Raw genomic sequence first — 19325 nt, 5'->3', positions numbered from 1 at the left:
GTGGTGATAGGGTTTGCTGTGTGGCAAAGTGATGGCTCTGTATCATCAATTCGCAAGGAGCGCTGCCGATGCGGCATTTGCTGGTTCCAACGATTGCCTTACTGATCACGGGTTGTTCAGGCCTTGGTGTCGTGCCCATGGGGCGCGACACCTACATGATCGCGAGGGAAGGTAGCTTTACTACCTTCAGTGGCGGGGCGGTAAAGGCGGAGCTATATCAAGAGGCGAATCGTTTCTGCGAGAGTAAGGGTGAGCAGCTGATGCCGCTCAAAGATTCATCCATAGACAAAGGGTACGGCCGTCATGCGAGTGCCGAGGTGCAGTTCCGTTGTCTTGACTCCAACGATCCGGAGTTGCGGCGTCCAACTATGGAAACCGAGCCCAGCATGAAGATCAAATTTGAATAAAAGCCCTCCGTGACCGGTGGTGGCAATTTGGTTTGGGTTGGGATATTACGGGTGACCGGCATGGAGCCGGATCAAGGAGTCTCGATGGGCTTGTATAAATATGTCACTGCCGATACCGCAAAAAGAATACTGGATGGGAGCATTAGATTTACACAGCCCGGCGCTTTTAACGATCCTTTTGAGTTGCTTCCTCAGCTAATAATTACAAAAGATATCGAACAGCACGTGAGGACTTTTTCTTACTGCGTTCTCAGTCCAAGAAGAAAAGGGCTAGATCGTAGTCATATCGCCGTAGATGATAAATATTGCAGTGATATCCAATCTAGACAATTGATGGGCGAATTTAATGAAAAGCTCGGTATTCTTTGCTTAAGTCGTAACCGTGAAAGCCTTCTGATGTGGGGCCATTACGCTTCAGAATATTCAGGCGCGGTCATAGAGTTTGATGAGCATCACGAATTTTTTAGCGGGCTACACGCGGTTAAGTACCAAAAGCGCCGGCCTGCATTTAATATCTCTGACTTTTATGAGCAGCCTGTTCCCATCGCTGATCTCTGCGTGAAATCGAACGTTTGGTCTTATGAAAAAGAAGTTAGGATCGTAAGGTCTGCGGTGGATCTTACTAAGGCTGAAAAAATGCTGAACAATTTTCCAATTTTGACTATGGATATACCGATTGAATGCATTAAATCTATTTATATGGGGGAGCGTATGAACCTCCAAAATCAAAAAGATATTTGGAGTCGGGTGGAGAACACAAACATTTCTTTAAGTTTGGCGGCAGTGGCGAACTGGGATTACGCTTTTCGATACGATGTGATCAAATTTCCTGGTCCCCTCATAAGCAGCCCCCTAATAACCCCTCGTACCGCTCATATATTTAAAGATGATCCTGGTGATTTTGGAGATGTAGCGCGATGGGTTATTGAGAACCATGAGTTGTCAGATTTTGTTAATCGGAAGTGCTGACCGCTCGATCATAATCAATACCGGTTTCGGCGAATCTATCAAGCTGTCGCGACTGCCTTTCGGTAATCGCTATTTCCGGTCGTGACATGCTGGCGAAGCGCTCAGACTCTGCGGCTGGCGCTGCGGCCAGATTTAGGATCATCGTCGACACTGTCTCCTGCCATTCCTCGAAGCCGTGGCGCTCGCCGAGGATCTGCAGCGCATCATCGAGTGCTTTCGAAACAATCAGCGAACGCTTCTCGGCGCCGATCCGCTCGAGCAACGCCTTCTCCTTGGCGCGCTTGTCCTTCTGCAATTGCGCGTTGCTCTTGGCCATGGCCTACCTCCTCAATTCCACTGGCCGGCAGCGCCAGCCAGGTCTGTCGTTTGCGTTGTTGGGAGCGGAAACGTCTCACGCTGCTACCTTCACCTGGTTCCAGGCGCCGACCGAGGCCAGCAAGGAGGACAGTTGCGCCTCCGTGACTCGGGTGTTGCCAGGCACGGCCAGCCAGCCCATGCCAACCAAGTGGTTTGCATTGCAGTCGGCTTTCACCTCGTCGTAGAAGTGTTCGAGTACATCCGAAAGCCTTTCCACCATGTGGACGCCGTCCGGTGTGATGTCGATGGATTTGATGTACTGGGCGCCATCCTGCCGAATGCAGATGCCGGCGATGTAAATCGTCCATCGGTGGGCTATATCGCACAGCGCGTCGGAAACCTTTCTTGAAAGAATCTGCTTCCCGTTTTTCCAGTTGATCATCACCTGGACGCCGCTTGGGTCGATGTTGATGACCGCGGCGTGGTGGGTGTTAACCAGGGCTCGCATGCTTCGTTCGATCTGGACGCGCCGATTGCATGGCTTGCGCTTGCTCATAGCGAATCCACCATTTTGCGCACCGCTCGGCGCTCGGCCAGGGTGAGCTTGAGCGGTTTGCGCTTGAGGACCGTTTCAGGGTCTATCCGAGTTGAGCGGGGCGGCGGGATCGGGTTGTGCGGAGGGCTTGGCAGCTTGTCGATTTGGCCGCCGGCCGCCAGGTACTGGGCGATTCGATCTGAGATCGCGTCCGCCTGGGGCCGATTGTGTTCGACCAGGCTGAGGTGGTTGCTGATCATGCTGCTTTGCTCCTCAACTTCTGCTCGTACCCATCCACCAGAAGCTTGAACTCCCAGAGGTCTTCTTCGAGCTTTTCGATGTAGTCGTCGTCCCGCTGAAACTCTTTCCACCAGAGCTGGCGGCCTACCGGCCTCAATAGAGGGCAGTACATCCCCAGGTGCCACCATTTACGCTCAGCGATCCACATGCATCCCTGCACCTGGTCAATGACGTCACTGGCATCGTTGTCGATGTGAAAGGCACGGAGCTTGTCGGGCGCCAGAAAGCATTTGTACTCGGACCCGCCATCCTCACCGATGAAGCCGTCCGCACTGGCGCCGAATACGCCGTCATCCGTTTTTACCAGGCCCACTTGGGTGACGATCAATCCGGTCTGGATCTCGTGCTCCATGCGCGCCTCAGGCTCCAGCTCATGGCCTCTGCGCATTTGCCAGGTTTCAAAGCCTCCATCCAGCGGCGCACCGCCAATCCGCTCGACTGCTAACTCGAAGGCGTAGGTCAAAGCGGCGCTTGATGGCTCACCGACTTTCTCGCCGTCAAGGGCACGCTGAACGACCTCGGCTTTCGGTCCAGCCTTGTAGCCGGCCAGATCGCGGGCGCGGGCCTCGCTGTGGCCGGCAAGAATGGCGTCGACGTAGGTACGTTGCTGTGCGGTGAGCCCATTCACCTTGGAACGGGCCGTGCTGAACATGCTGGCGGTTATGACTCCGGCGCGGGCCTGGAGCCACTCAGGGGAACCCTGTGCACAGTTGACGACGATCATTGAGGCGCCTCCAGCTTGGCTTTATGGACGGTGACGGCGGTCTTCACTGTGGAATACCCATTGGTATCACCCGATGCTTGCAACACCTTCAGGCTTGCCTGCCAGACGTCCTTGAGTTCTTCCGGCGTCGCGGTCTGCGCTACACGCTCGAGGATGTCTGCGACAACCTGCGCACGCATGTCATCAGTATCCGAGCCATCGGATGACTGCCCGTCATCGTCTCGGCTTTCGCCGGTGGTGATGTTCAGCAACGCGCACATGACGTAGCGCTTGCCGTAGGTGGTGGATGAGCCGACCGCCTGGACTTCGTTGCGGCCTTTGCCGATGTCTGCCGGGAGAGTCATGGTTGTCTCTTCTCGGTGGCCGTCCCTGTGCATCAATATGCCGGTCACCTTGATGGCTTTTTCGGCATTCTCGACTTTAAAGGTGATGGCGAACCCGTGCCGTTGCATGATTGGCTTCAAGGTCCGGGTGATGTCGTCGAGAGTGGCGTAGGCGTTGCCGGTGTGGAGATTCACCGCGGCCTCGAACACCGTGGGTATCTCGCACTGCATTTCGGCCATCGCCGCATTGAAGGCTTGTTCGGCTGTCTTGGCCTGCATGCGCTCGTGCATCGCCAGCAGCCTTTCCATTTTTTCGATGTCGCACGATGGATCGGCAGCGGCGCGGCTGATCACGGCCATGATGCTGTTGTCGCTGGAGATCGGCGTCACCACTTGGCGGCGCTGCTCCGGCATGATGATGTCGGTGCTCATGCTCGATGCCTCAGTATCAGTATTGGATTGAAATGGCCGGGATCTTGCGCTGGGCGATCAGGGTGATTGCCTGCTTCGCGCATTCCTCGGTCATGCCGCCAGCGATGAATGCCTCCAGGGCGGCACGGTTGATCTTGGCTTTGTGTGCCTTGTCAGCCTCACGCAGTCGCTCTTGACGCAAGATTTCGTCCGCTGCAGCTTTTTGGCGGGCAATTTCCTCAAGGCGTGCTTTCTCGACGGCTTGCTTCTGATCTTCAATCGCTTGTAGGCGGTCGCGCTCCGCCTTCTGGTCCGCCTCGATCTTCTCCCGCTTGGCCTGCTCGGCTTTGCGCTCGGCTTCGGCGGCGGCCAGCTTCAGGTCGTTCTCGCGTTTCTCGGCCGCGGCCTTTTCGTTACGGGCGCGCTGCTCTTCTGCTTCGCGCTCCCGCCTGGCTTTCTCTTCCGCTTCGCGGGTGGCGCGCTCGGCGGCCTCCCGGGCGATGCGTTCCTCACGGTCCTTTTTCTCACGGGCTTCGTTCTCGGCGCGCAAGCGGGTCAGCTCGGCTTGCTCGGCCTCAAGCGTTTCGCGCTTCTCCAGGGCAGCCCGTAGTATGGTCAGAATCTTGTCCTTGGCATTTGCCGCCTCGGCTTCGAATTCCTCCCAATGGGCACCTAGCTGCATGCCTTCGGCTTCGGCGATCAAGCCTTTGATATGCAGCGACGCCAGCTCGCCCAGATCGTCCGCAAGAGACTTCAGCCAGTTCAGGCGCTCGGTATGCTTATCGACACGGGCGTCCTCGGCGGCCTGCCAATCGTTCAGCGGCCGGCGAACCTCTTCCTGCCAAGCTTCCAGGGTGTCCCGGACGCGCTTGCGCTCGGCGTCGATCTTCTTAGGCACTTCCTTCAGGTCGGCGACGAGCTTCTTACCGACGTCATCCAGGGCTGTCTTGGAACGGGCCACGGCATAGGCCATTGATGCGATTGCCTCACGCCCCTTGCGGGTGCTGATGTCCGGTGTGAAGCCGTCGATCTTGTTGCGGATCTGCTGGAGCCAGGGCTCCAGGCCGTTTGGGGTGCTGTAGACGGTCAGGGCGGTTTCTGCTGGCGGCACAACGGCCAGTTCGGTGTTTGCGGACACGAGCGAATCCTTGCCGCGACGTGCGCAGCGCTTGAAGGTGTGAGTTAGGAGGTGATGCGACCGGCGTAGGCGCTTGTGAGCATCCAAGCAGTGCAGAGCAGAAGGACGATTGCCGATCCGCGCCAGGTGTAGATCCTGCGCAGGCGTTGGATTTTGGTCATCGCGATGTCTCCAGGCTGAGCAGCCTTTCGCCCAGCGTTATGCGTGCTGCGACTTTGTCCCGGTCAATGCCGGTGATGCTGGCGATGCCGCCGAGACTGAGCCCCTGACGTCGCAGCTTGGCGCAGCGCTTGGCTAGGGCCTGCTGGCGTTTATTTGCGCCTTCGCCGCTCATCGCAGCACCTGCGATAGCTGAGGGAGCTGGCAACTCCCTGGCCGGTCACTCACAACGGTGTAGGCCAGCATGGTCATGAGGAGGGCAGTGGCGAGGATCCAGGACAGAGCTTTCATTGGCGAACCCGCACGGCAATCCGACCGCCCTTGATGGCTGCGGCCAGCTTCGGTGGAAGAGAGGCGACGGGCAGCTCTCGCGGCAGTCCGGCGCCGAGGATGGTCAGGCTCCGCTCGATTTCGGCGATCTGCTCGTCGATCAGGGATTTAACCGGTGCAGTACTCATGACAACTCCTTGCGCCTGGCAACGATCTTGTTGAGGCGCCCGCAGTAGTGGGTGAATTCGTCAATGGTGATTCTCTGGTCAGCCATCATTTCGGTGAGCTGCTTCTGGATCATCACCGACCAGTTGACCGGTGTTTCGCGATCCTCAAGGATTGCCAGCTCCTCATCGATCAAGATGTGAGGGCTCACTGCTCGTCGTCCTCTGCCTGGGCGATCAGGGCGTGCTCGACGAGGGGCCAAAGCAGGCCCTCAGCAATCTCGCCAAGCTTGCCGAGCGGGTGGTCGCTGGGCCCGAGCAATTCGGCGATGGCGTTCTTGTCCGGCCGGCCTAGTGAGAGCATCAGCCATCCCAGGGCGGGGGAGTGAACCTCACCATCTGCCAGCCGGGCGTTCACGTGCTCATCAACTGCCAGAGCCAGCTCGGCCACGGTGACGCCTTGGGGCTGGCGCATCCGGCGCTGGAACTCTACGTCCACGCCCCGGAGCAGGTCCTCGGCGGCGTTGTACAGCCACTCAGCCCGCGCTACCTCTTCCCGCGTCTCACTCACCGGTGGAGGCAACTTAGCGTCGTGCATGGTCTGACAGATATTCAGTGCTGCGTTCATGCTGCCTCCGGCCAATGGCGCTCAATACTCTCTTTGGCGTAAATGGACAGCCGCTTGTAACTGTTCACGCCACCGCAGCCAGGCATGGTTCCTTCCAGCTCGACACAGGCGCGGATGTCGCAGCGGCGCGAGCAGACCCAGCCACCGTAGTGGCATTGGTGGACTTCACCTTTCGGCTCAGGGTGATAGGCGAGGCCGCCTTTCCACGATGGCGAGCCGCGCAGCTTCAGTCCGCAACCTCGGCAAACTGCTTGTGTGTCGGTGCAGTTGTGCATGACGACCTCCAGTGTTTGGTTGATCCAACAAAACTCGCAATGCACTCATCCGCTCCGCTGGTTGCCGTTGGGCGCGGAGGGCATTTGAGCTGCGTCGATAGGTATGAGGGGTTGACGCTCGTGTTTCTGCTGCTATAACGCCGTCATCTTTTTTGGATGATTTAGATATGCGATTTATTTCAAAAAGCGGTTATCTGCTGGCTTTTGTTGCGCTAAGTAGCGTTGGACAGGTTTCGTTTCCGACCAATGAAAGCGCATCTACTGCTGTGAATGTCGTTGCGATCGGCCGCATGTGTGCGGAGTTGAAGCCCGAGATGAACTACTCGGTGCAGAACTTGCTCAGCGTGCCCGATCGCGGAGTGAGCCCAGAGCTAAAGGAAGAAATCGCCAAGATCGATGCCGACCCGGCCCGTCAGGATGAAGTCATGACGACAAAAATGCACATCGCTGGGGACCCGTTAGCAATGAAGTACCTCTGCCCATTCTACTTACCGAAAGAGGCGAAATAACGGCCTTGATCCTAAGGTGCACAGGTCGTTTTTTCTCCGCATCCGGGAGTGATCCGCGCTTGTCATCGCAGAACGTCCATTCAGTACCGGGTCAAAGCGTCAGCGTGCTAACGATACGCCCGGTACGGAGTCGCCTTTCCAGATCACACTCCGATGCGGCCTGGTGCTGGGGAGGACCAGGTGCTCGGGCAGTTAACGTCAGTGCTGACGTGGCGCTGGTTGTCAGGCTGCGGCCGGGATCACTACCAACACGGTGTTGACCATCGTTCCGGCTTGCTTGAACGAGGCTTCAGGTAGGGTTTCGATACTGCCGCCGCGCTGCTCTACGATCCCGCGAAAGTCTCGGGTCAGCGCGTCGTCGCGAAAGGTCACGCCGGAAGGCATGATCGCCACTAGTCGGCCGCCGGGCTTGAGGAACTTCAGGGCATGAATGACGTGGTGAATGTCGCTGCGCTTCTTGTCGAAGGGCGGGTTCATCAGCACGCGGTCATAGATGGGCTTCGGCTCGACCTGCAGGAAGTCGCCGGGTTCGGAAACTCCCGATAGTGGCAACTTCAGTTCGATCAGCGCTCTATGGTTGTCCGGCAGCAACTCATGCATGTCGACCATTACGCCAACCGCTGCGGAGTTGGCGGCCACCGCAAGAGCACCATGGCCCGCGCTTGGCTCCAGCACCATCATCCCGTCACCGATCATGGCGAGATCCGCAGCCTGTTTTGCAACGTGCGGCGGGGTAGGGAAGAAGCCGAAGTCCTGCGGGACGGTGACTTCACCGGTCATCAGGATGTTTTCGATTGCGTCGGCTGCGTCACCGGAAAACAGGTGCGCTTTTGCCTTGGTGTTCCACTTGCCACCGGCCGCCTTGAGCGTCTTGTCGAGGCGCTGATACAGGCTCTTGTCGAGCTGGCCGCCGGTGATGAACAGCTTGTTATCTTCGGTGCGCGAGGCGCTGAGCAGCGCCATTACTTCTTTATCGACTTTCATGTGTTGCTCTCCGTTGATTTCCAATGCCGCCCCATAGAAGCGGCATCAGTAAATCTGTGGTCTTGCTTTCCAGTCGGGACCCGCTACTGGCGTCAGCCTCCGGCTATATTCTGATTGTTTCTCCAGCGCTGCACGCCCGGGTCAGTTGCCAACCCTCTGAACCGTTGAGGCCGGTTCATCGCTGCCTTTGATGCTGGGCCGGTGGTGATCCGGCAAGGGGTGTCGCTAAAGAACGGTGGGGCTGTTGAGGCCCTGGCGCCTTGTTGCTTGGCGTTTAGGTTAATTTAGCCATAAGCTAAACATTGGTCAATAGCTAAGAGCTAAATTATTTCAGCTGGACGTAAAAAAACCCGCAGCGAGCGGGCTTCATTGGGGAGAATTAATTCGTTGCATGAAGGAGCTGGCGGAGTCCGTCGAGATCGCTTGCGCTTACGGAGCCTTCCGTATTGCAGATCTTGAACTCGACGGTTTTAGCTCTGGATATCCTTTCTAGGGTTTTCCTGGTTAGGGTGGAGCGGAATATTTGGGATCGTCCTGATGCGCTGTATGCAGCCTCTAATTCTGGAACCGGGACCCCATCCACCAACCAGTGATTCCGGTGGCAGGAAGCGAAGGACTCTGTCCCACCTGGAGGGACAAGTAGACTGTAGTAGCCGTACGGGGCGGAGTCATCTGCTTTTGAGAAGTGAGCGTAAACGTTGAATGAATACCCTCGATCTTGATCTCGGAACGACTCCCAAGACAGGGTCTTTGTCCCTTTAAACCTGTCTACCTTCTCGCTCAATTGTCCGCCCAGCGCGGAACCAGCAATAGCACAGACCACCACTACGCAAGCCAATACAATTCTCATTGCCGCCTCCATATGTATAGGCCCCCAAGTCTATCAAGCGCTGATCTTTACCTGTCGTTTAGCACTGCGCTATGCTTTGGTGTACTGGATATATGTACAGATGTTGGGGGTGGCGATGAAGGAAGCAGATCAGTTCGAGAAAGCAGTAGGGCAGGGGATGAGTGGGATCGAAAGGCTTGGCCTGCGCGTCTCCAACATGATCAATCACCCGGTCGCGCAGATTCAGCGCTGGGTGACGATCCATCGCCTGGACAGCGACGGGGGGCGAGAATGGGACGAGGTGATGGGCATGCTTTCTGAAACGGACGGCATAGATATGACGTTCAACGACGATGGGTCGGTGACGCTGAGGTGGGAGGCGTGCGCCGAGGAGGGTCGGACGGTCGAGGTCATTGAGAGGGCAGAGGAAGCGGCCCCATTCTGACGGGCACCAAAAAAGCCCGCTCAGTGGCGGGCTTCATTTAGGCTGATCGACGATTGCCCCGTAACCATCCGGCAAGATGGGTTTTACCGAGCCTGCGCTTGACTGAATTGCAGTTTTCTTTTCAACAGCGGCCCTAAGTGCGGACTCAATAACTAGCTCAGCTCGTAGGTTGTGAAGCGATAACATTCCCTCGAAAAGCCCGACCATTTTAATTAAAACAAAGCCGAAAAAAGAGGCTATAAAAAAGCAGGGAATACTAGAGAAACTGAATCCGTGCCATTCACCCGGCAATTTTTCCAACGGGTTTTTTAGTGCGGAGGAAATAATTACTACAAGAAGTGCAGCAACTGTAGCGGTCAGAAGACCTATCCAATAATGCTGCTGGCGAGTTAAAGAGTCTACAATCTTCTTGGCTTCTGTAGGGGTGAGCTTGTCTGCCTGGACAAAGTTTGCAGTGATAGGCATAACCTGCATAAGTGAAGCAGCGATGAATCCTAAGAATGCAATTAATCCTTCCTTCATGTCAAACCATAAAGAAAGTGGCGTGTAGTAAGCGGCCGCTATGCCTGCAATAACCGGCAATAATAGTGAAAATATCTTCCTCTTGGTCGGCCGCCTCATATAGTATCACTCTGGGATTTTGCCATTTGCTACAAAAGTAGCGTAGGCTTCAATTGTAGCACGCAACACATCAGCTGGGTCTAAAAGCGAACCAATAATTTCATTGTTTCCATCCATTGCAGTGATAAGTTTTATAGAGGCGTTGTGATGTAGTCGTATAGAGCCATCACTTCCAATCTTGCCGCCTTTCGCTTTCACTTGGAGCTGACTATCAGGGAGATTTCGCAAGCCAGTTTCGAGCTGCGTAAGCGCAACACGATCTATCTTGCGTTTTTTGGTCTTGAATCCTATATGAACTTGTACATCGAGCTCTGCGTCGGGCGGTACCGATTGCATCAGCGATGTTACGTTTGCATCACCACCAAGCAGCTCCGCCAATATCCTTCGGGCCGTAGCCCAGCCAGTGGTTCGACCTGTATCTATCTGTCCGTGCTGAGTAACTTCTCTGATCTCCTCTACTGTCTGTGGCGTAGAGGGCTGAGGCTCGAATTTCACCGGAGGAGGTGATGCAACGCCACCGATGACAATTTCTTGAATGTCCGCTAATTCACCACCCACGTCATCGATATCAAATTTGGATGTAAGAGTTACAGTATCATCCGCATTTAAAGTGTTGGATTTGGTTTTTAATAACCAAGATAGGTAATCTTCAAGATCCGCTGACTTAAGTGACATGCTTTGAACAACAAAAGCGTGATCATCTTTTATCATCCAAAACATCTGGGAGTGAACGTATTCGGATTGTTCGGGGGCTTTTAATTGTTGCACCGGTACAGATTGTGCTTGAGGGTCTGCGGTCTTTGCTAAAGCCTGTAAATGCCCTTTAGAGAAGTGAAGTATATCTCCATAGACGAATCCCAAGTTTTCGGCGGAGTCTTGATATAAGTTAATGAAGTAATTGTCCGTACCGTCTATCCGTAGTCTTTCTAGATATCTATGTTTTAACTGAATTCCACCATCGATAGGGTAGTCCATTGCAGATCTAATCATCTGCTCCAAGCTGAACTTGGCTTTTTCAGGTCTCACAAACTTTCTGTAATGGATTGTTATTGGTTTTCGCCCTGACATTTCGCTCCCTCCCTGTACAGCTAAATGAAAAGCCAGATTCGAAACCCAGCTTTTTGTTTTTAAACTAGGTGCGCATTCCACACCAGCAGCACCCGCGCCTGTATGTAGGTCTCGTCTGCTCGAATCGTCCGCGGCGGATGCAGAGCGTTGTCCGAGATCATGCTGAGCTGGTCATCGCCCAGCCACTGGAGCCGCTTTATGTACAGATGCCCTTCCCAGGAGAACATGTAGATCCCATCCCCAACAAACTCACGGATGCTGATATCCACAAGCAACGGGTCGCGGTGCTTGATCGTCGGGGCCATTGACTGTCCCCAGCCGGTGACGATCTTCAGGTGGAAATGCTCTTTGAATTCGACGCCTATCTCGCGCAGGTGCTGAGGGCTGACGCGCACGTCCTGGAGCATTTCAGGATAGTCGTGCGGGATTTGACCGCCGCCCATTGCTGCCCGCACGTCGTAGTGGGCAATCCACACTTCGTCACCGACGGCGCCAGGCCGGTAGTAATCGATCTCAAGGGCGCCGCCATCATCCGCCTCGGCAATAGCGAGTAAGCGTTGGCGGGCTTGGTCTGACAGCCCCTTTCCCTGTTTTGCAAGCATCTGCCGCACTAGGTCAGCGGCGGAGAGAGCTGCGACTTCAATCTCCTCACCCGCTTCCGGCGCGGAACCATTTAAGTCGGAAACAGAAATCTCCTCGCCCAGGGGTATTGAGTCAAACCAGCCCCGCGGCAGTTTCTCGACGCTTTCAATTCGGCGCGCTACGTCGTCACCAAGGTTCTTGGCTGTCTTGTCAGAGAGGATCTGGCTGAGATGCGCAGGAGCCATCCCCCAGCGCTCCGCGCAAGCTCCCTTTCTCTGGTTGCCTATCAGCTTCACCAGATTGCGTTTACGAATTTCATAAATATCCATATGCGCAAGAATGCCAGCGTTTAGCTTATTGCTAAATGTGCTCATAGCTAAATTATTTCCTTGCTCTGAAATTAGCCCTAAGCTAAATTCACTCCGTGTGTAAGGAGAATTCCATGAATGACCATCTGCGAGACTGGCTCGCCAATGCTGCGAATGATCGGCGCCAAGACGTCGCGGCCGCCGCAAAGACCACTGTAGGCCATCTTTGGCAGTTAGCAGGCGGCCACCGCAAAGCCTCTGCGGAGCTTGCTGAGCGCCTTCAGGATGCATCAGGAGGAGAGATCACTATTGCCGGTCTTCGTCCCGATCTCGTTGACCTAGCCCATAAGGTCCTGCGCGGCGCTGCTTAGGAGGGACCTGGCGCGTTGATCTGAGCGAGAGCGCCGCCTTATCAAAACCCTGCAGCTCCTCAGGCGTCAGTCGGTGTGTCGCATCGCCTCACATCGAGATTCGAATGCTGGGGAAAGCCTTATTTGGCAAGACAGCGGAAGGATGGACCCCAAGGCGACGATGAAGCAGCAGAGGGCAGCTATTTCACCTTGGAGTTCCGGTTGGTCGGTCATGGAATTTTCCGTGATTCGTTTGGTAAGCAAATCATCGTGGAAGTAGTGGCGGACTGCCACGCGAGAAGAAGAGAGGTTTTCGCAATGGAAGAATTCGAACGGACCCTGCATCGCGAAGTTAAGGCTGGCGGCGGGACCGCGCTGGCGAAGCGCATGGGCGTCAACGAAACCCGGCTGCTTGATTGCGCGAATCCGAACCGTGAAGCGCACCGCATGAACCTGGAAATGTTTGGGCAGGTTCTCACGCATCTCTCCGAAGAAGGGCGCCTTGCCGTTCTTGGCTCGCTGGCTAACGAGTTCGAATGCGATGTGATTCGACGTAAGCGCCCAGACCCGAAGCCGCTCATGGCTGCTCTGTGCCACTTGACTGCTGAGTGCGGCGACGTGGGTCGGCTGATCTTCGATGCCACGGCAGACAACCACATCAGCCAGCACGAAAAAGCCCAGGGCGACAAAGCCATCCAGGAAGCGATCGATGCACTGCATGTGCTGCGCGAGTCGCTGAAGGCGGCCTGAATTTCAGACACAAAAAAGCCGGGGCGCAATCCCGGCTTTTTCAACAACAGTAAAACTCGTGGAGCAAATCATGCACCAACCCAACCAAACGATCAATAGCCCGGCCAATGTCGCGACACGTTTTGCCGGATCTGAAAACGTGTCGCGCAATTCTTCTGTGATTCCGTTCGACTTCGACGGCGCCGCGATCCGCGTCATCACCGACAGGCTCGGTGATCCATGGTTTATCGCCCGTGACGTCGCCGACGCCCTTGGCTACTCCAAGCCGGAGAACGCCGTAGCTCGCCACTGCAAGGCTGCTACCACTACCCCGAAACAGGGTGGTGGTTTCATGACCATTATACCGGAGCGCGACCTATACCGCCTGGTGATGAAATCCAAGCTGCCTGCCGCGGAAAGTTTCGAAGAGTGGGTAGTGGGCCAGGTCCTGCCGGCCATTCGAAAAACCGGCACGTTCTCCACCCAGGGCCCGAACAATTCCAAGATCGTCGGTGAGCTCGCCATCTTGGAATGCTTCGACCGCCTGCTCAAGCCGGCGCCGTCCAGCAAGATGATGATGCTCGCTCAGATCGCCACCAACAACGGTTTGGACGCCAAATTCCTGCCTGGCTATGCCGTGGACGCCGCGCCTGATTCTGCCGGCGGATCCTCGATGCCCACCAAGTCGGCCACGGCCCTCCTGAAGGACAACGGCATCCGTTGCTCGCCTGCCGCCTTCAACAATGCCCTGGCGGCCCATGGCTTTCTCAAGCAGCTCCAGCGCAAAAACTCCAAGGGCGAGATGGTTCCGTTTTGGTCCGTGACTGAAAAGGGTCTTCAGTACGGCAAGAACCTAACCAGCCCCCAATGTCCACGCGAGACGCAGCCTCATTGGTACGTCGATCACTTCCTTGAACTGGCCAAATTGGTCGGGAAGGCCTGACATGCAATTCACCGTGACGATCAACCAGGCGAAGGCGCTGGAGTGGGGGTTGAACTCCCAACAGGCTCTGCTGTTCGCGTTCGTCTACGGCTGCCCGAGTTGGGCCAAGCCGGTCAAGACTGACGACGGAGTCTTCTTCGCGCTGAGCAAGGCAAAGATCACCGAGGAACTGCCGCTGCTCACCGATAAACCGGACACCGCTTACCGCATGCTGAAGGCCCTGGAGGAGGCCGGATTGATCGAGCTGCGCGCTGAGGCATTTCGACTCACCGAAAAAGGCTGCGAGTGGAACCCGGATCGAATGGGGCGCGTCACCGCCTACCAACCCCCAGTCCTCCCGCCACGGCGCAGGTCGAAAAAAAAGCCAATTCCATCCGGCCTGCGCGCTCGAGTGTTCTCCCGCGACGGTCACGCCTGTCTGCGCTGTGGCTGCTCGGTGCTGATTCGCTTGAGGGCTGATCACATCAAACCTGAAAGCCAAGGCGGAGAGGCCTCTTTGGGCAACCTCCAAACCCTCTGCATGTCCTGCAATAGCTGGAAAGGTGTGCAGACGATTGATTTCCGCGCCTTCTCCGGAGGTGTGGCATGAGCATGGGACTTATGGTCGCCGCGATGAAAATTCGCGTCGGCAATCCATTGCGCAAGCTGGTGCTGATCAAGTTGGCAGACAACGCCAGCGACATGGGCGAATGCTGGCCTTCCTATCAGCACATCGCCGACCAGTGCGAGATCAGCAAGCGTTCCGTCATGAACCACATCACTGCCCTGGAGCAGGCTGGCCTGCTGCGCAAGGAAATCCGCAAGGGCGGCCCCAAGGGTAACTCTTCCAACGTTTACTTCCTGACACTGGATGGTGGTGCACCTCCTGCACCAGGGGTAGTGCAGCAGATTCACCAGGGAGGTGCAGCAGGTTCACCCCCTAGTGAATCTCCTGCACCAGGGGGTAGTGCAGGAGCTGCACCCAGAACCAGTCACTCTTCTGAACCAGTCAATGAACCGGTCATTGAACCAGTTGCAGCCCCGGCTCACGCCGAGGCCGCACCGGCTCAATCTCGCAACCTGGTGCTGGTTGTTGACCGCACCGAGGCGCCCCGGGTCGAGATCCCCGCTGACATGCCAGGGCCAAAGGACCAAGCCTGCAAGACCTTCAAAGTCTGGGCGAACTACGCCATGGCCTACCGCAAGCGGTACAGCACCTGGCCGGTGTGGAACGCCAAGGTTGGTGGTCAGCTCGGTCAGCTCGTCGACCGCCTCGGCGCGGATGTTGCCCATCACGTCGCTGCCCATTTTTTGAGAACGAGCGATGCGGCAGTCCTTCGCAAATGCCACAGCCTCAACGAGCTGCTGGCCAACGCTGAGAGCTACCACACCCAGTGGGTGACCGGTCAACGCATCAACGGGACGACCGCTCGCCAGATGGAGCGTACCGAGGCGAACGTCTCCGCTGCCGAGCAGGCTGCGCAAATGGTCTTGGCCAAGCGCCAGGCAGGAGAGCGCAATGAATACCTTTGAAATGAACGATCAACAGGTTGCCGGGTTGGCTGCTGCCATCTGCGCGACGGCCGAAGCCATGGGCCAGGAAATGAACCCCGGCACCGCGGCGATGATGGCCGAAGACCTCTGCGCCTACTCGGTTCCTGTCGTCAAAGCCGCGTTGAAGGCATGCCGCTTCGAAGTGAAGGGCAAGCTGGCAATGGCCGACATCCTGCAGCGCGTCCAGTCATCCGACGGCCGCCCGGGCAAGGACGAGGCCTGGGCTATTGCCATGACCACGAATGATGAGTTCGAAACCGTGGTGCTGACCGACGAAATCCAGCTTGCCCTGGCTGCTGCCAAACCCGTGCTCGATGCCGGCGACAAAGTCGGCGCCCGCATGGCGTTCAACAGTGCTTACGAGCGATTTGTCGGCCAGGCCCGTGAGGATGCGAAGCCAGTCAACTGGCATGTCTCTGTGGGCTTCGATGCTAGTCGCAGGATCCAGGCGGTCACCAAAGCCGTTGAGATGAAACGGATCCCACAAGAGCACGGACGGAAGTACCTAGCAGACCTGAGTGTCGAGCCGGTCACCGAAGACGGGCGGGCGGTGGTGGCGCTACTCACCGGTGAGGTTGCGCGGCCTTCGTCAAAGCTTCGCGCAAAGCTCCAGATGGTGAGGCAGTCAATGCTGGAGTTTCGGAGAGCCAGCGCCAACAGGAAGACCGAAATGCGGATTGAAGCGGCCAACGAATTGGCGGATCGCCGGGCGATGCTGATCCAGCAGGCCCAGGAACTGGGAGAGAGGAGGGCGGCGCAATGACCATCGACAAAATCAAACTGCAACAGCTGCTCTGGGCCGAAGCCGCATCATTCCGCGCTGACTGCGCAGACTGGCAGCGCAACACCGAAGCCCTTCAGGAATTCCTGGGCCCAAAGACCGTGGAGGAGGTGGCGCTGGAACTACTGGCCGAGAACAAGCGCCTGCGTGACTTCCTTTCCGATATCAGCAACACATCCGGCGATAAGGGTGCCGTTACGGGCGCACGTCAACTGCTCAAGGAGTTCGGCCAGTGATCGACAAGATCAGCGTCAACTGCCAGGCCAAGCTCTCCGAGGCCATCACCAAGCTCAGCACGATGTATCGGGACAAGAAGTTCGTGGTTGTGTCCCTGCGCCCGGGCAAGGATCGTACGCTTGACCAGAACGCCCTGTGGTTCGCGATGTACAAGCGGATCTCGGAAATGACCCAGATCGGCGACCCAGCCGACGCCCGACGTTACTGCAAGCTTCACATAGGCGTACAGATCCTGCTCAACGAGGATTCCGGCTTCCAGGCGGCTTGGTACAAAGTGATGCGTCACCTGCCGTATGAGACGAAGCTGGCGATGATGGGCGAGTGCAAGCTCTTCGGCCCGGACGGGTTCCCGGTTACCAGCTTGTTCAATCGTGCCCAGGGCGTCCAGTACACAGATCGCATCGCCGCCTACTTCATTGGCCAGGGTGTGGTGTTCAGCGACCTGCTGAGCGAGGTGGCGGCATGAGCCTCATAGCCAAGCAACCCCGCCCGAAGAGATGCCGCGTAGCAGAGTGCAGGGCCTCTTTCGTTCCTATGGTGAGCTTCCAGACATGGTGTTCGCCAGATTGCGCCGTGACAATCCTGCGGCAGCGGCAGGAGAAGCAGCGCAAGTCGTTTGCCCAGCGCGAGCGCCGGGAGATCAAGGTCCGCAAGGAGAAGCTGAAGAGCAGGGCTGCGCATGCGAAGGACACCCAGCAGGCCTTCAACGAGTGGGTACGCCTGCGCGATGCCGCCCTGCCTTGTGTGAGCTGCGGCCGGCACCACGACGGCCAATATCACGCCGGGCACTACCGGACGGTCGCAGCCAGTCCTGAGCTGCGCTTCGAGCCGCTCAATGTTCACAAGCAGTGCGCGCCCTGCAACAACCACAAGTCCGGCGACATCGTGAACTACCGTATCGAGCTGGTGAAGCGGATTGGCGCCGAGGCCGTCGAGTGGCTGGAAGGCCCACACGAACCGAAGAAATATACCGTCGAGCAACTGAAGGCGATGACCGCCGAATACCGGGCCAAGACCCGCGAACTGAAGAGGACTGCAGCATGACCTATCGGAACGTTGTATCAGCAGTAGTCCGGGCCCTGGCCGCGGAAACCATTAACTCCGCCGGCGGCTGCGACTTCGAGCCCAAGGTCCAGTGCGCCAAGCAGAAGGGGGAGATCGTCGGGAAGGAAGCGGCGTTTCTCCAGGACTGCTGGGTGTTTGGCCGGCTGCATAAAACGCTGTCGCCGGCGCATTGGCGGGCATTGGTGGCGAAGTACTCGACCCATGACGAGCGTAAGCATGGTGCAATCCTTGAACTGCTCAACTCGGTGAAGTCGCCAGCGCCGCAGCGGTTCCGAGAATGCGCGATTCTGACTTGGGCAATCCCTCAAGTCGCCGGTGCCGAGGGCAAGCGGTCTGCGAATGTCCTGCCGGCAGCCTGGTACAACATCACCAACTGGGACAACGACGGCAAGCCAGAATCGACCAGGTACCGGTGGCGATCGAACATCCGCAAAGCGCTGGATGATGAAGTCAACGAGGCGCTGACCACTGCGCAGGAGCTGTTGGATTCAGAGGGGCTGATCGAAAATTACGCCGCGTAGCAAAAAGCCATTGCAATGAGTGAGAAAGTGAGAGAGTATTTACCCATCCTGTCGATCTTGCGCGTTGCGGATTGACGAGCCATTTTCTCGGAGGCGCCGGTTCAACCCCGGAAGTAATGGCAACTAGCACCCTGGCGTTGTTAAGTTTGGCCGCGATCAAATCAGAAGCCATTAATAATGTAATGCCGACCAAGGCGGTTTTGTCCTTGAAGGGGGTTAGCTCTATGGTTAAATCGTTCGGAATAGCAGTAGTTGATACCGTTCACGCCGTAGGGTGCAGTTGCTTGGCAAGCGGTCTTGCCGCCGATTTCATTTGAGTCTCATACTCGCTAAAAGCCCGACCATTGAGTCGGGCTTTTTTATGCTTCGAATTTGCCTGTAGCCAGGACAGCCTTCGGGAAGGCCTGGATACTGATAAGCCGGTAGTGCAGTGACACGAGAAAATACCGGCAGCCCGCGCACCCTGGCCGTACATGCTCCGGGGTGGCGCGAGACTGGACTGCGAGATAGATGTAAAGTGGCGTCGACGCAGAGAAAGCCTTTGGCGGACAGGAGGGGGAAGATCCTCACACCTATTTTGAGCCTCAGCATCTGCTGGGGCTTTTTCGTTTTCAAGCGAATGACCAGTACAGTGGATCGCTCTTGTTTTTTTTTTGCTAGCCCCCATGTTGTAGCGACACAAAAAGGAGGCTCGCGATGAGTGGGGCATTGAAGCTGGGCGATGTGGTTCGTTATAAACTTAACAATCAGCTAATGACGGTGATCGACGCTGGTCCTGTTAACGTTGGCGGCGCTTTGGGCGTAACGGCGAGGATGGTTGTACCGCAGACGCTTAGTCACGATCACGTAGAATGCAAATGGTTTGAAAAGTCTGAGTTGCATAGGAAGATATTGAAAAAGGTGGAGCTGGAGTTTGTTAGCTCGACTGAAATGTATCATCCGAAGGAAGGAGAGATGGTTGAGCTCGCTTCGGGTGGTCCCCGGATGATTGTGAATCGTTGCGGCCCCAAAGACTTTAGTGTTGGTGCCCTGGGCATTGGTGGTCGGGTTGTGAGAAATACCGGTTCCGTGCGTCACGATCTGGTTGGTTGCAAGTGGATACAAGGCAAGAGTGAAAGTAAAGGCGAGTTCGAGATCGGAACAGTCAAGCCTATTTAGTGATCTTTATGTGTTTTAGAAAAGCCCTGGCCTGAGCCGGGGCTTTTTCGTTTTTGGCTCCA

Annotated in this window: 30 protein-coding genes and 1 pseudogene; 16 read left to right on the top strand and 15 right to left on the bottom strand. The window is 56.5% G+C overall.

From position 1 onward, the window contains the following. The first annotated feature begins 68 nt into the window (after window positions 1–68). Window positions 69–407, top strand: a complete 339-nt coding sequence (locus N005_RS01435; RefSeq protein WP_047698740.1) for a hypothetical protein — start codon at window positions 69–71, stop codon at window positions 405–407. An 84-nt stretch (window positions 408–491) separates the two neighbouring features. Then, entirely contained in the window at window positions 492–1376 is an 885-nt protein-coding gene (locus tag N005_RS01430; RefSeq protein WP_047698738.1) for a DUF2971 domain-containing protein, read from the top strand. On the opposite strand, the gene N005_RS01425 is transcribed toward N005_RS01430, so the two are convergent. The 11 genes from N005_RS01425 to N005_RS01380 all read right to left on the bottom strand — a co-directional run bounded on the left by N005_RS01425 (window position 1360) and on the right by N005_RS01380 (window position 6600). Further along, window positions 1360–1692, bottom strand: a complete 333-nt coding sequence (locus N005_RS01425; RefSeq protein WP_047698736.1) for a hypothetical protein — start codon at window positions 1690–1692, stop codon at window positions 1360–1362. The genes N005_RS01430 and N005_RS01425 overlap by 17 nt on opposite strands. A 75-nt stretch (window positions 1693–1767) precedes the next feature. Next, window positions 1768–2229, bottom strand: coding sequence for a hypothetical protein (locus N005_RS01420; protein ID WP_047698734.1), 462 nt, complete (start codon window positions 2227–2229; stop codon window positions 1768–1770). Then, on the bottom strand, window positions 2226–2468 hold the full coding sequence (locus N005_RS01415; RefSeq protein ID WP_047698732.1) for a hypothetical protein: 243 nt from the start codon (window positions 2466–2468) through the stop codon (window positions 2226–2228). Before N005_RS01415 ends, N005_RS01420 begins: the two co-directional genes overlap by 4 nt. After that, entirely contained in the window at window positions 2465–3232 is a 768-nt protein-coding gene (locus N005_RS01410) for a lambda exonuclease family protein (RefSeq protein WP_047698730.1), read from the bottom strand. The genes N005_RS01415 and N005_RS01410 overlap by 4 nt, the downstream gene beginning before the upstream one ends. Next, window positions 3229–3987 carry an ERF family protein gene (locus N005_RS01405; RefSeq protein ID WP_047698729.1) on the bottom strand — a complete coding sequence of 253 codons (759 nt, stop codon included), beginning with the start codon at window positions 3985–3987 and terminating at the stop codon, window positions 3229–3231. Before N005_RS01405 ends, N005_RS01410 begins: the two co-directional genes overlap by 4 nt. Window positions 3988–4003: 16 nt before the next feature. Then, the gene (locus tag N005_RS01400) at window positions 4004–5104 is read right to left on the bottom strand and encodes a coiled-coil domain-containing protein (protein ID WP_047698727.1); all 1101 of its coding nucleotides are present in this window, start codon (window positions 5102–5104) and stop codon (window positions 4004–4006) included. 157 nt (window positions 5105–5261) lie between these two features. Continuing rightward, window positions 5262–5438 carry a hypothetical protein gene (locus N005_RS29385; RefSeq protein WP_162843606.1) on the bottom strand — a complete coding sequence of 59 codons (177 nt, stop codon included), beginning with the start codon at window positions 5436–5438 and terminating at the stop codon, window positions 5262–5264. 112 nt (window positions 5439–5550) lie between these two features. Next, complete coding sequence (locus N005_RS29380; RefSeq protein ID WP_162843605.1) at window positions 5551–5721, bottom strand: hypothetical protein; 171 nt, start codon at window positions 5719–5721, stop codon at window positions 5551–5553. After that, entirely contained in the window at window positions 5718–5909 is a 192-nt protein-coding gene (locus N005_RS01390) for a hypothetical protein (protein ID WP_047698723.1), read from the bottom strand. Before N005_RS01390 ends, N005_RS29380 begins: the two co-directional genes overlap by 4 nt. Beyond that, the gene (locus N005_RS01385) at window positions 5906–6325 is read right to left on the bottom strand and encodes a hypothetical protein (RefSeq protein WP_047698720.1); all 420 of its coding nucleotides are present in this window, start codon (window positions 6323–6325) and stop codon (window positions 5906–5908) included. The genes N005_RS01390 and N005_RS01385 overlap by 4 nt, the downstream gene beginning before the upstream one ends. Then, complete coding sequence (locus N005_RS01380) at window positions 6322–6600, bottom strand: hypothetical protein (RefSeq protein WP_047698718.1); 279 nt, start codon at window positions 6598–6600, stop codon at window positions 6322–6324. Before N005_RS01380 ends, N005_RS01385 begins: the two co-directional genes overlap by 4 nt. Before the next feature lie 167 nt (window positions 6601–6767). On the opposite strand from N005_RS01380, the gene N005_RS01375 reads away from it, so the two are divergent. Beyond that, window positions 6768–7109 carry a hypothetical protein gene (locus tag N005_RS01375; RefSeq protein WP_047698716.1) on the top strand — a complete coding sequence of 114 codons (342 nt, stop codon included), beginning with the start codon at window positions 6768–6770 and terminating at the stop codon, window positions 7107–7109. A 222-nt stretch (window positions 7110–7331) separates the two neighbouring features. Here the strand turns inward: N005_RS01375 and N005_RS01370 are convergent, their stop codons facing one another. After that, the gene (locus tag N005_RS01370) at window positions 7332–8093 is read right to left on the bottom strand and encodes a DNA methyltransferase family protein (protein WP_047698713.1); all 762 of its coding nucleotides are present in this window, start codon (window positions 8091–8093) and stop codon (window positions 7332–7334) included. A gap of 965 nt (window positions 8094–9058) precedes the next feature. On the opposite strand from N005_RS01370, the gene N005_RS01365 reads away from it, so the two are divergent. Further along, the gene (locus N005_RS01365; protein WP_052126346.1) at window positions 9059–9367 is read left to right on the top strand and encodes a DUF1654 domain-containing protein; all 309 of its coding nucleotides are present in this window, start codon (window positions 9059–9061) and stop codon (window positions 9365–9367) included. Window positions 9368–9400: 33 nt separating this feature from the next. Here the strand turns inward: N005_RS01365 and N005_RS01360 are convergent, their stop codons facing one another. From N005_RS01360 to N005_RS01350, 3 genes are read right to left on the bottom strand one after another with little or no spacing between them, the layout of a single operon-like run. Further along, the gene (locus tag N005_RS01360) at window positions 9401–9988 is read right to left on the bottom strand and encodes a hypothetical protein (RefSeq protein ID WP_047698711.1); all 588 of its coding nucleotides are present in this window, start codon (window positions 9986–9988) and stop codon (window positions 9401–9403) included. A 6-nt stretch (window positions 9989–9994) separates the two neighbouring features. Next, window positions 9995–11137, bottom strand: a complete 1143-nt coding sequence (locus N005_RS01355) for a hypothetical protein (protein WP_144402602.1) — start codon at window positions 11135–11137, stop codon at window positions 9995–9997. After that, window positions 11116–11967 (bottom strand): S24 family peptidase, encoded by an 852-nt coding sequence (locus N005_RS01350; RefSeq protein WP_047698847.1) that lies wholly within the window; start codon window positions 11965–11967, stop codon window positions 11116–11118. The genes N005_RS01355 and N005_RS01350 overlap by 22 nt, the downstream gene beginning before the upstream one ends. 113 nt (window positions 11968–12080) lie before the next feature. On the opposite strand from N005_RS01350, the gene N005_RS01345 reads away from it, so the two are divergent. The 12 genes and pseudogenes from N005_RS01345 (at window position 12081) to N005_RS01295 (ending at window position 19263) form a co-directional block, all read left to right on the top strand. Continuing rightward, window positions 12081–12317 (top strand): helix-turn-helix domain-containing protein, encoded by a 237-nt coding sequence (locus tag N005_RS01345; RefSeq protein WP_047698707.1) that lies wholly within the window; start codon window positions 12081–12083, stop codon window positions 12315–12317. Window positions 12318–12392: 75 nt separating this feature from the next. After that, window positions 12393–13046, top strand: coding sequence for a phage regulatory CII family protein (locus N005_RS01340; protein ID WP_231983239.1), 654 nt, complete (start codon window positions 12393–12395; stop codon window positions 13044–13046). 70 nt (window positions 13047–13116) lie between these two features. Next, window positions 13117–13968 (top strand): BRO-N domain-containing protein, encoded by an 852-nt coding sequence (locus N005_RS01335; RefSeq protein ID WP_047698704.1) that lies wholly within the window; start codon window positions 13117–13119, stop codon window positions 13966–13968. Window position 13969: 1 nt separating this feature from the next. Next, window positions 13970–14263 (top strand): annotated as a pseudogene (locus N005_RS29605) (phage replication protein); the annotation flags it as partial. A 6-nt stretch (window positions 14264–14269) separates the two neighbouring features. Next, a complete protein-coding gene (locus N005_RS29600; RefSeq protein WP_231983282.1) occupies window positions 14270–14557 on the top strand; it encodes an HNH endonuclease in 288 nt (95 codons plus the stop codon). Continuing rightward, window positions 14554–15480: a helix-turn-helix domain-containing protein gene (locus N005_RS01325; RefSeq protein ID WP_047698702.1), complete on the top strand. Its 927-nt coding sequence runs from the start codon at window positions 14554–14556 to the stop codon at window positions 15478–15480. The genes N005_RS29600 and N005_RS01325 overlap by 4 nt, the downstream gene beginning before the upstream one ends. Continuing rightward, the gene (locus N005_RS01320) at window positions 15467–16264 is read left to right on the top strand and encodes a hypothetical protein (RefSeq protein ID WP_047698700.1); all 798 of its coding nucleotides are present in this window, start codon (window positions 15467–15469) and stop codon (window positions 16262–16264) included. The genes N005_RS01325 and N005_RS01320 overlap by 14 nt, the downstream gene beginning before the upstream one ends. Continuing rightward, window positions 16261–16518, top strand: a complete 258-nt coding sequence (locus tag N005_RS01315; protein WP_047698698.1) for a hypothetical protein — start codon at window positions 16261–16263, stop codon at window positions 16516–16518. The genes N005_RS01320 and N005_RS01315 overlap by 4 nt, the downstream gene beginning before the upstream one ends. Continuing rightward, complete coding sequence (locus N005_RS01310) at window positions 16515–16985, top strand: NinB/YbcN family protein (RefSeq protein WP_047698695.1); 471 nt, start codon at window positions 16515–16517, stop codon at window positions 16983–16985. Before N005_RS01315 ends, N005_RS01310 begins: the two co-directional genes overlap by 4 nt. Beyond that, window positions 16982–17563, top strand: a complete 582-nt coding sequence (locus N005_RS01305) for a recombination protein NinG (RefSeq protein ID WP_047698693.1) — start codon at window positions 16982–16984, stop codon at window positions 17561–17563. The genes N005_RS01310 and N005_RS01305 overlap by 4 nt, the downstream gene beginning before the upstream one ends. Then, window positions 17560–18105: a hypothetical protein gene (locus N005_RS01300; protein WP_047698691.1), complete on the top strand. Its 546-nt coding sequence runs from the start codon at window positions 17560–17562 to the stop codon at window positions 18103–18105. Before N005_RS01305 ends, N005_RS01300 begins: the two co-directional genes overlap by 4 nt. Window positions 18106–18801: 696 nt before the next feature. Next, a complete protein-coding gene (locus tag N005_RS01295; protein ID WP_047698689.1) occupies window positions 18802–19263 on the top strand; it encodes a DUF2158 domain-containing protein in 462 nt (153 codons plus the stop codon). Window positions 19264–19325 lie beyond the last annotated feature (62 nt).

Source organism: Pseudomonas mediterranea CFBP 5447 (assembly GCF_000774145.1).
In the GTDB taxonomy this organism is placed as follows: domain Bacteria; phylum Pseudomonadota; class Gammaproteobacteria; order Pseudomonadales; family Pseudomonadaceae; genus Aquipseudomonas; species Aquipseudomonas mediterranea.
The sequence above is the reverse complement of the archived record's forward strand: the minus strand, read 5'-3'. Positions and strand labels throughout refer to the sequence as shown.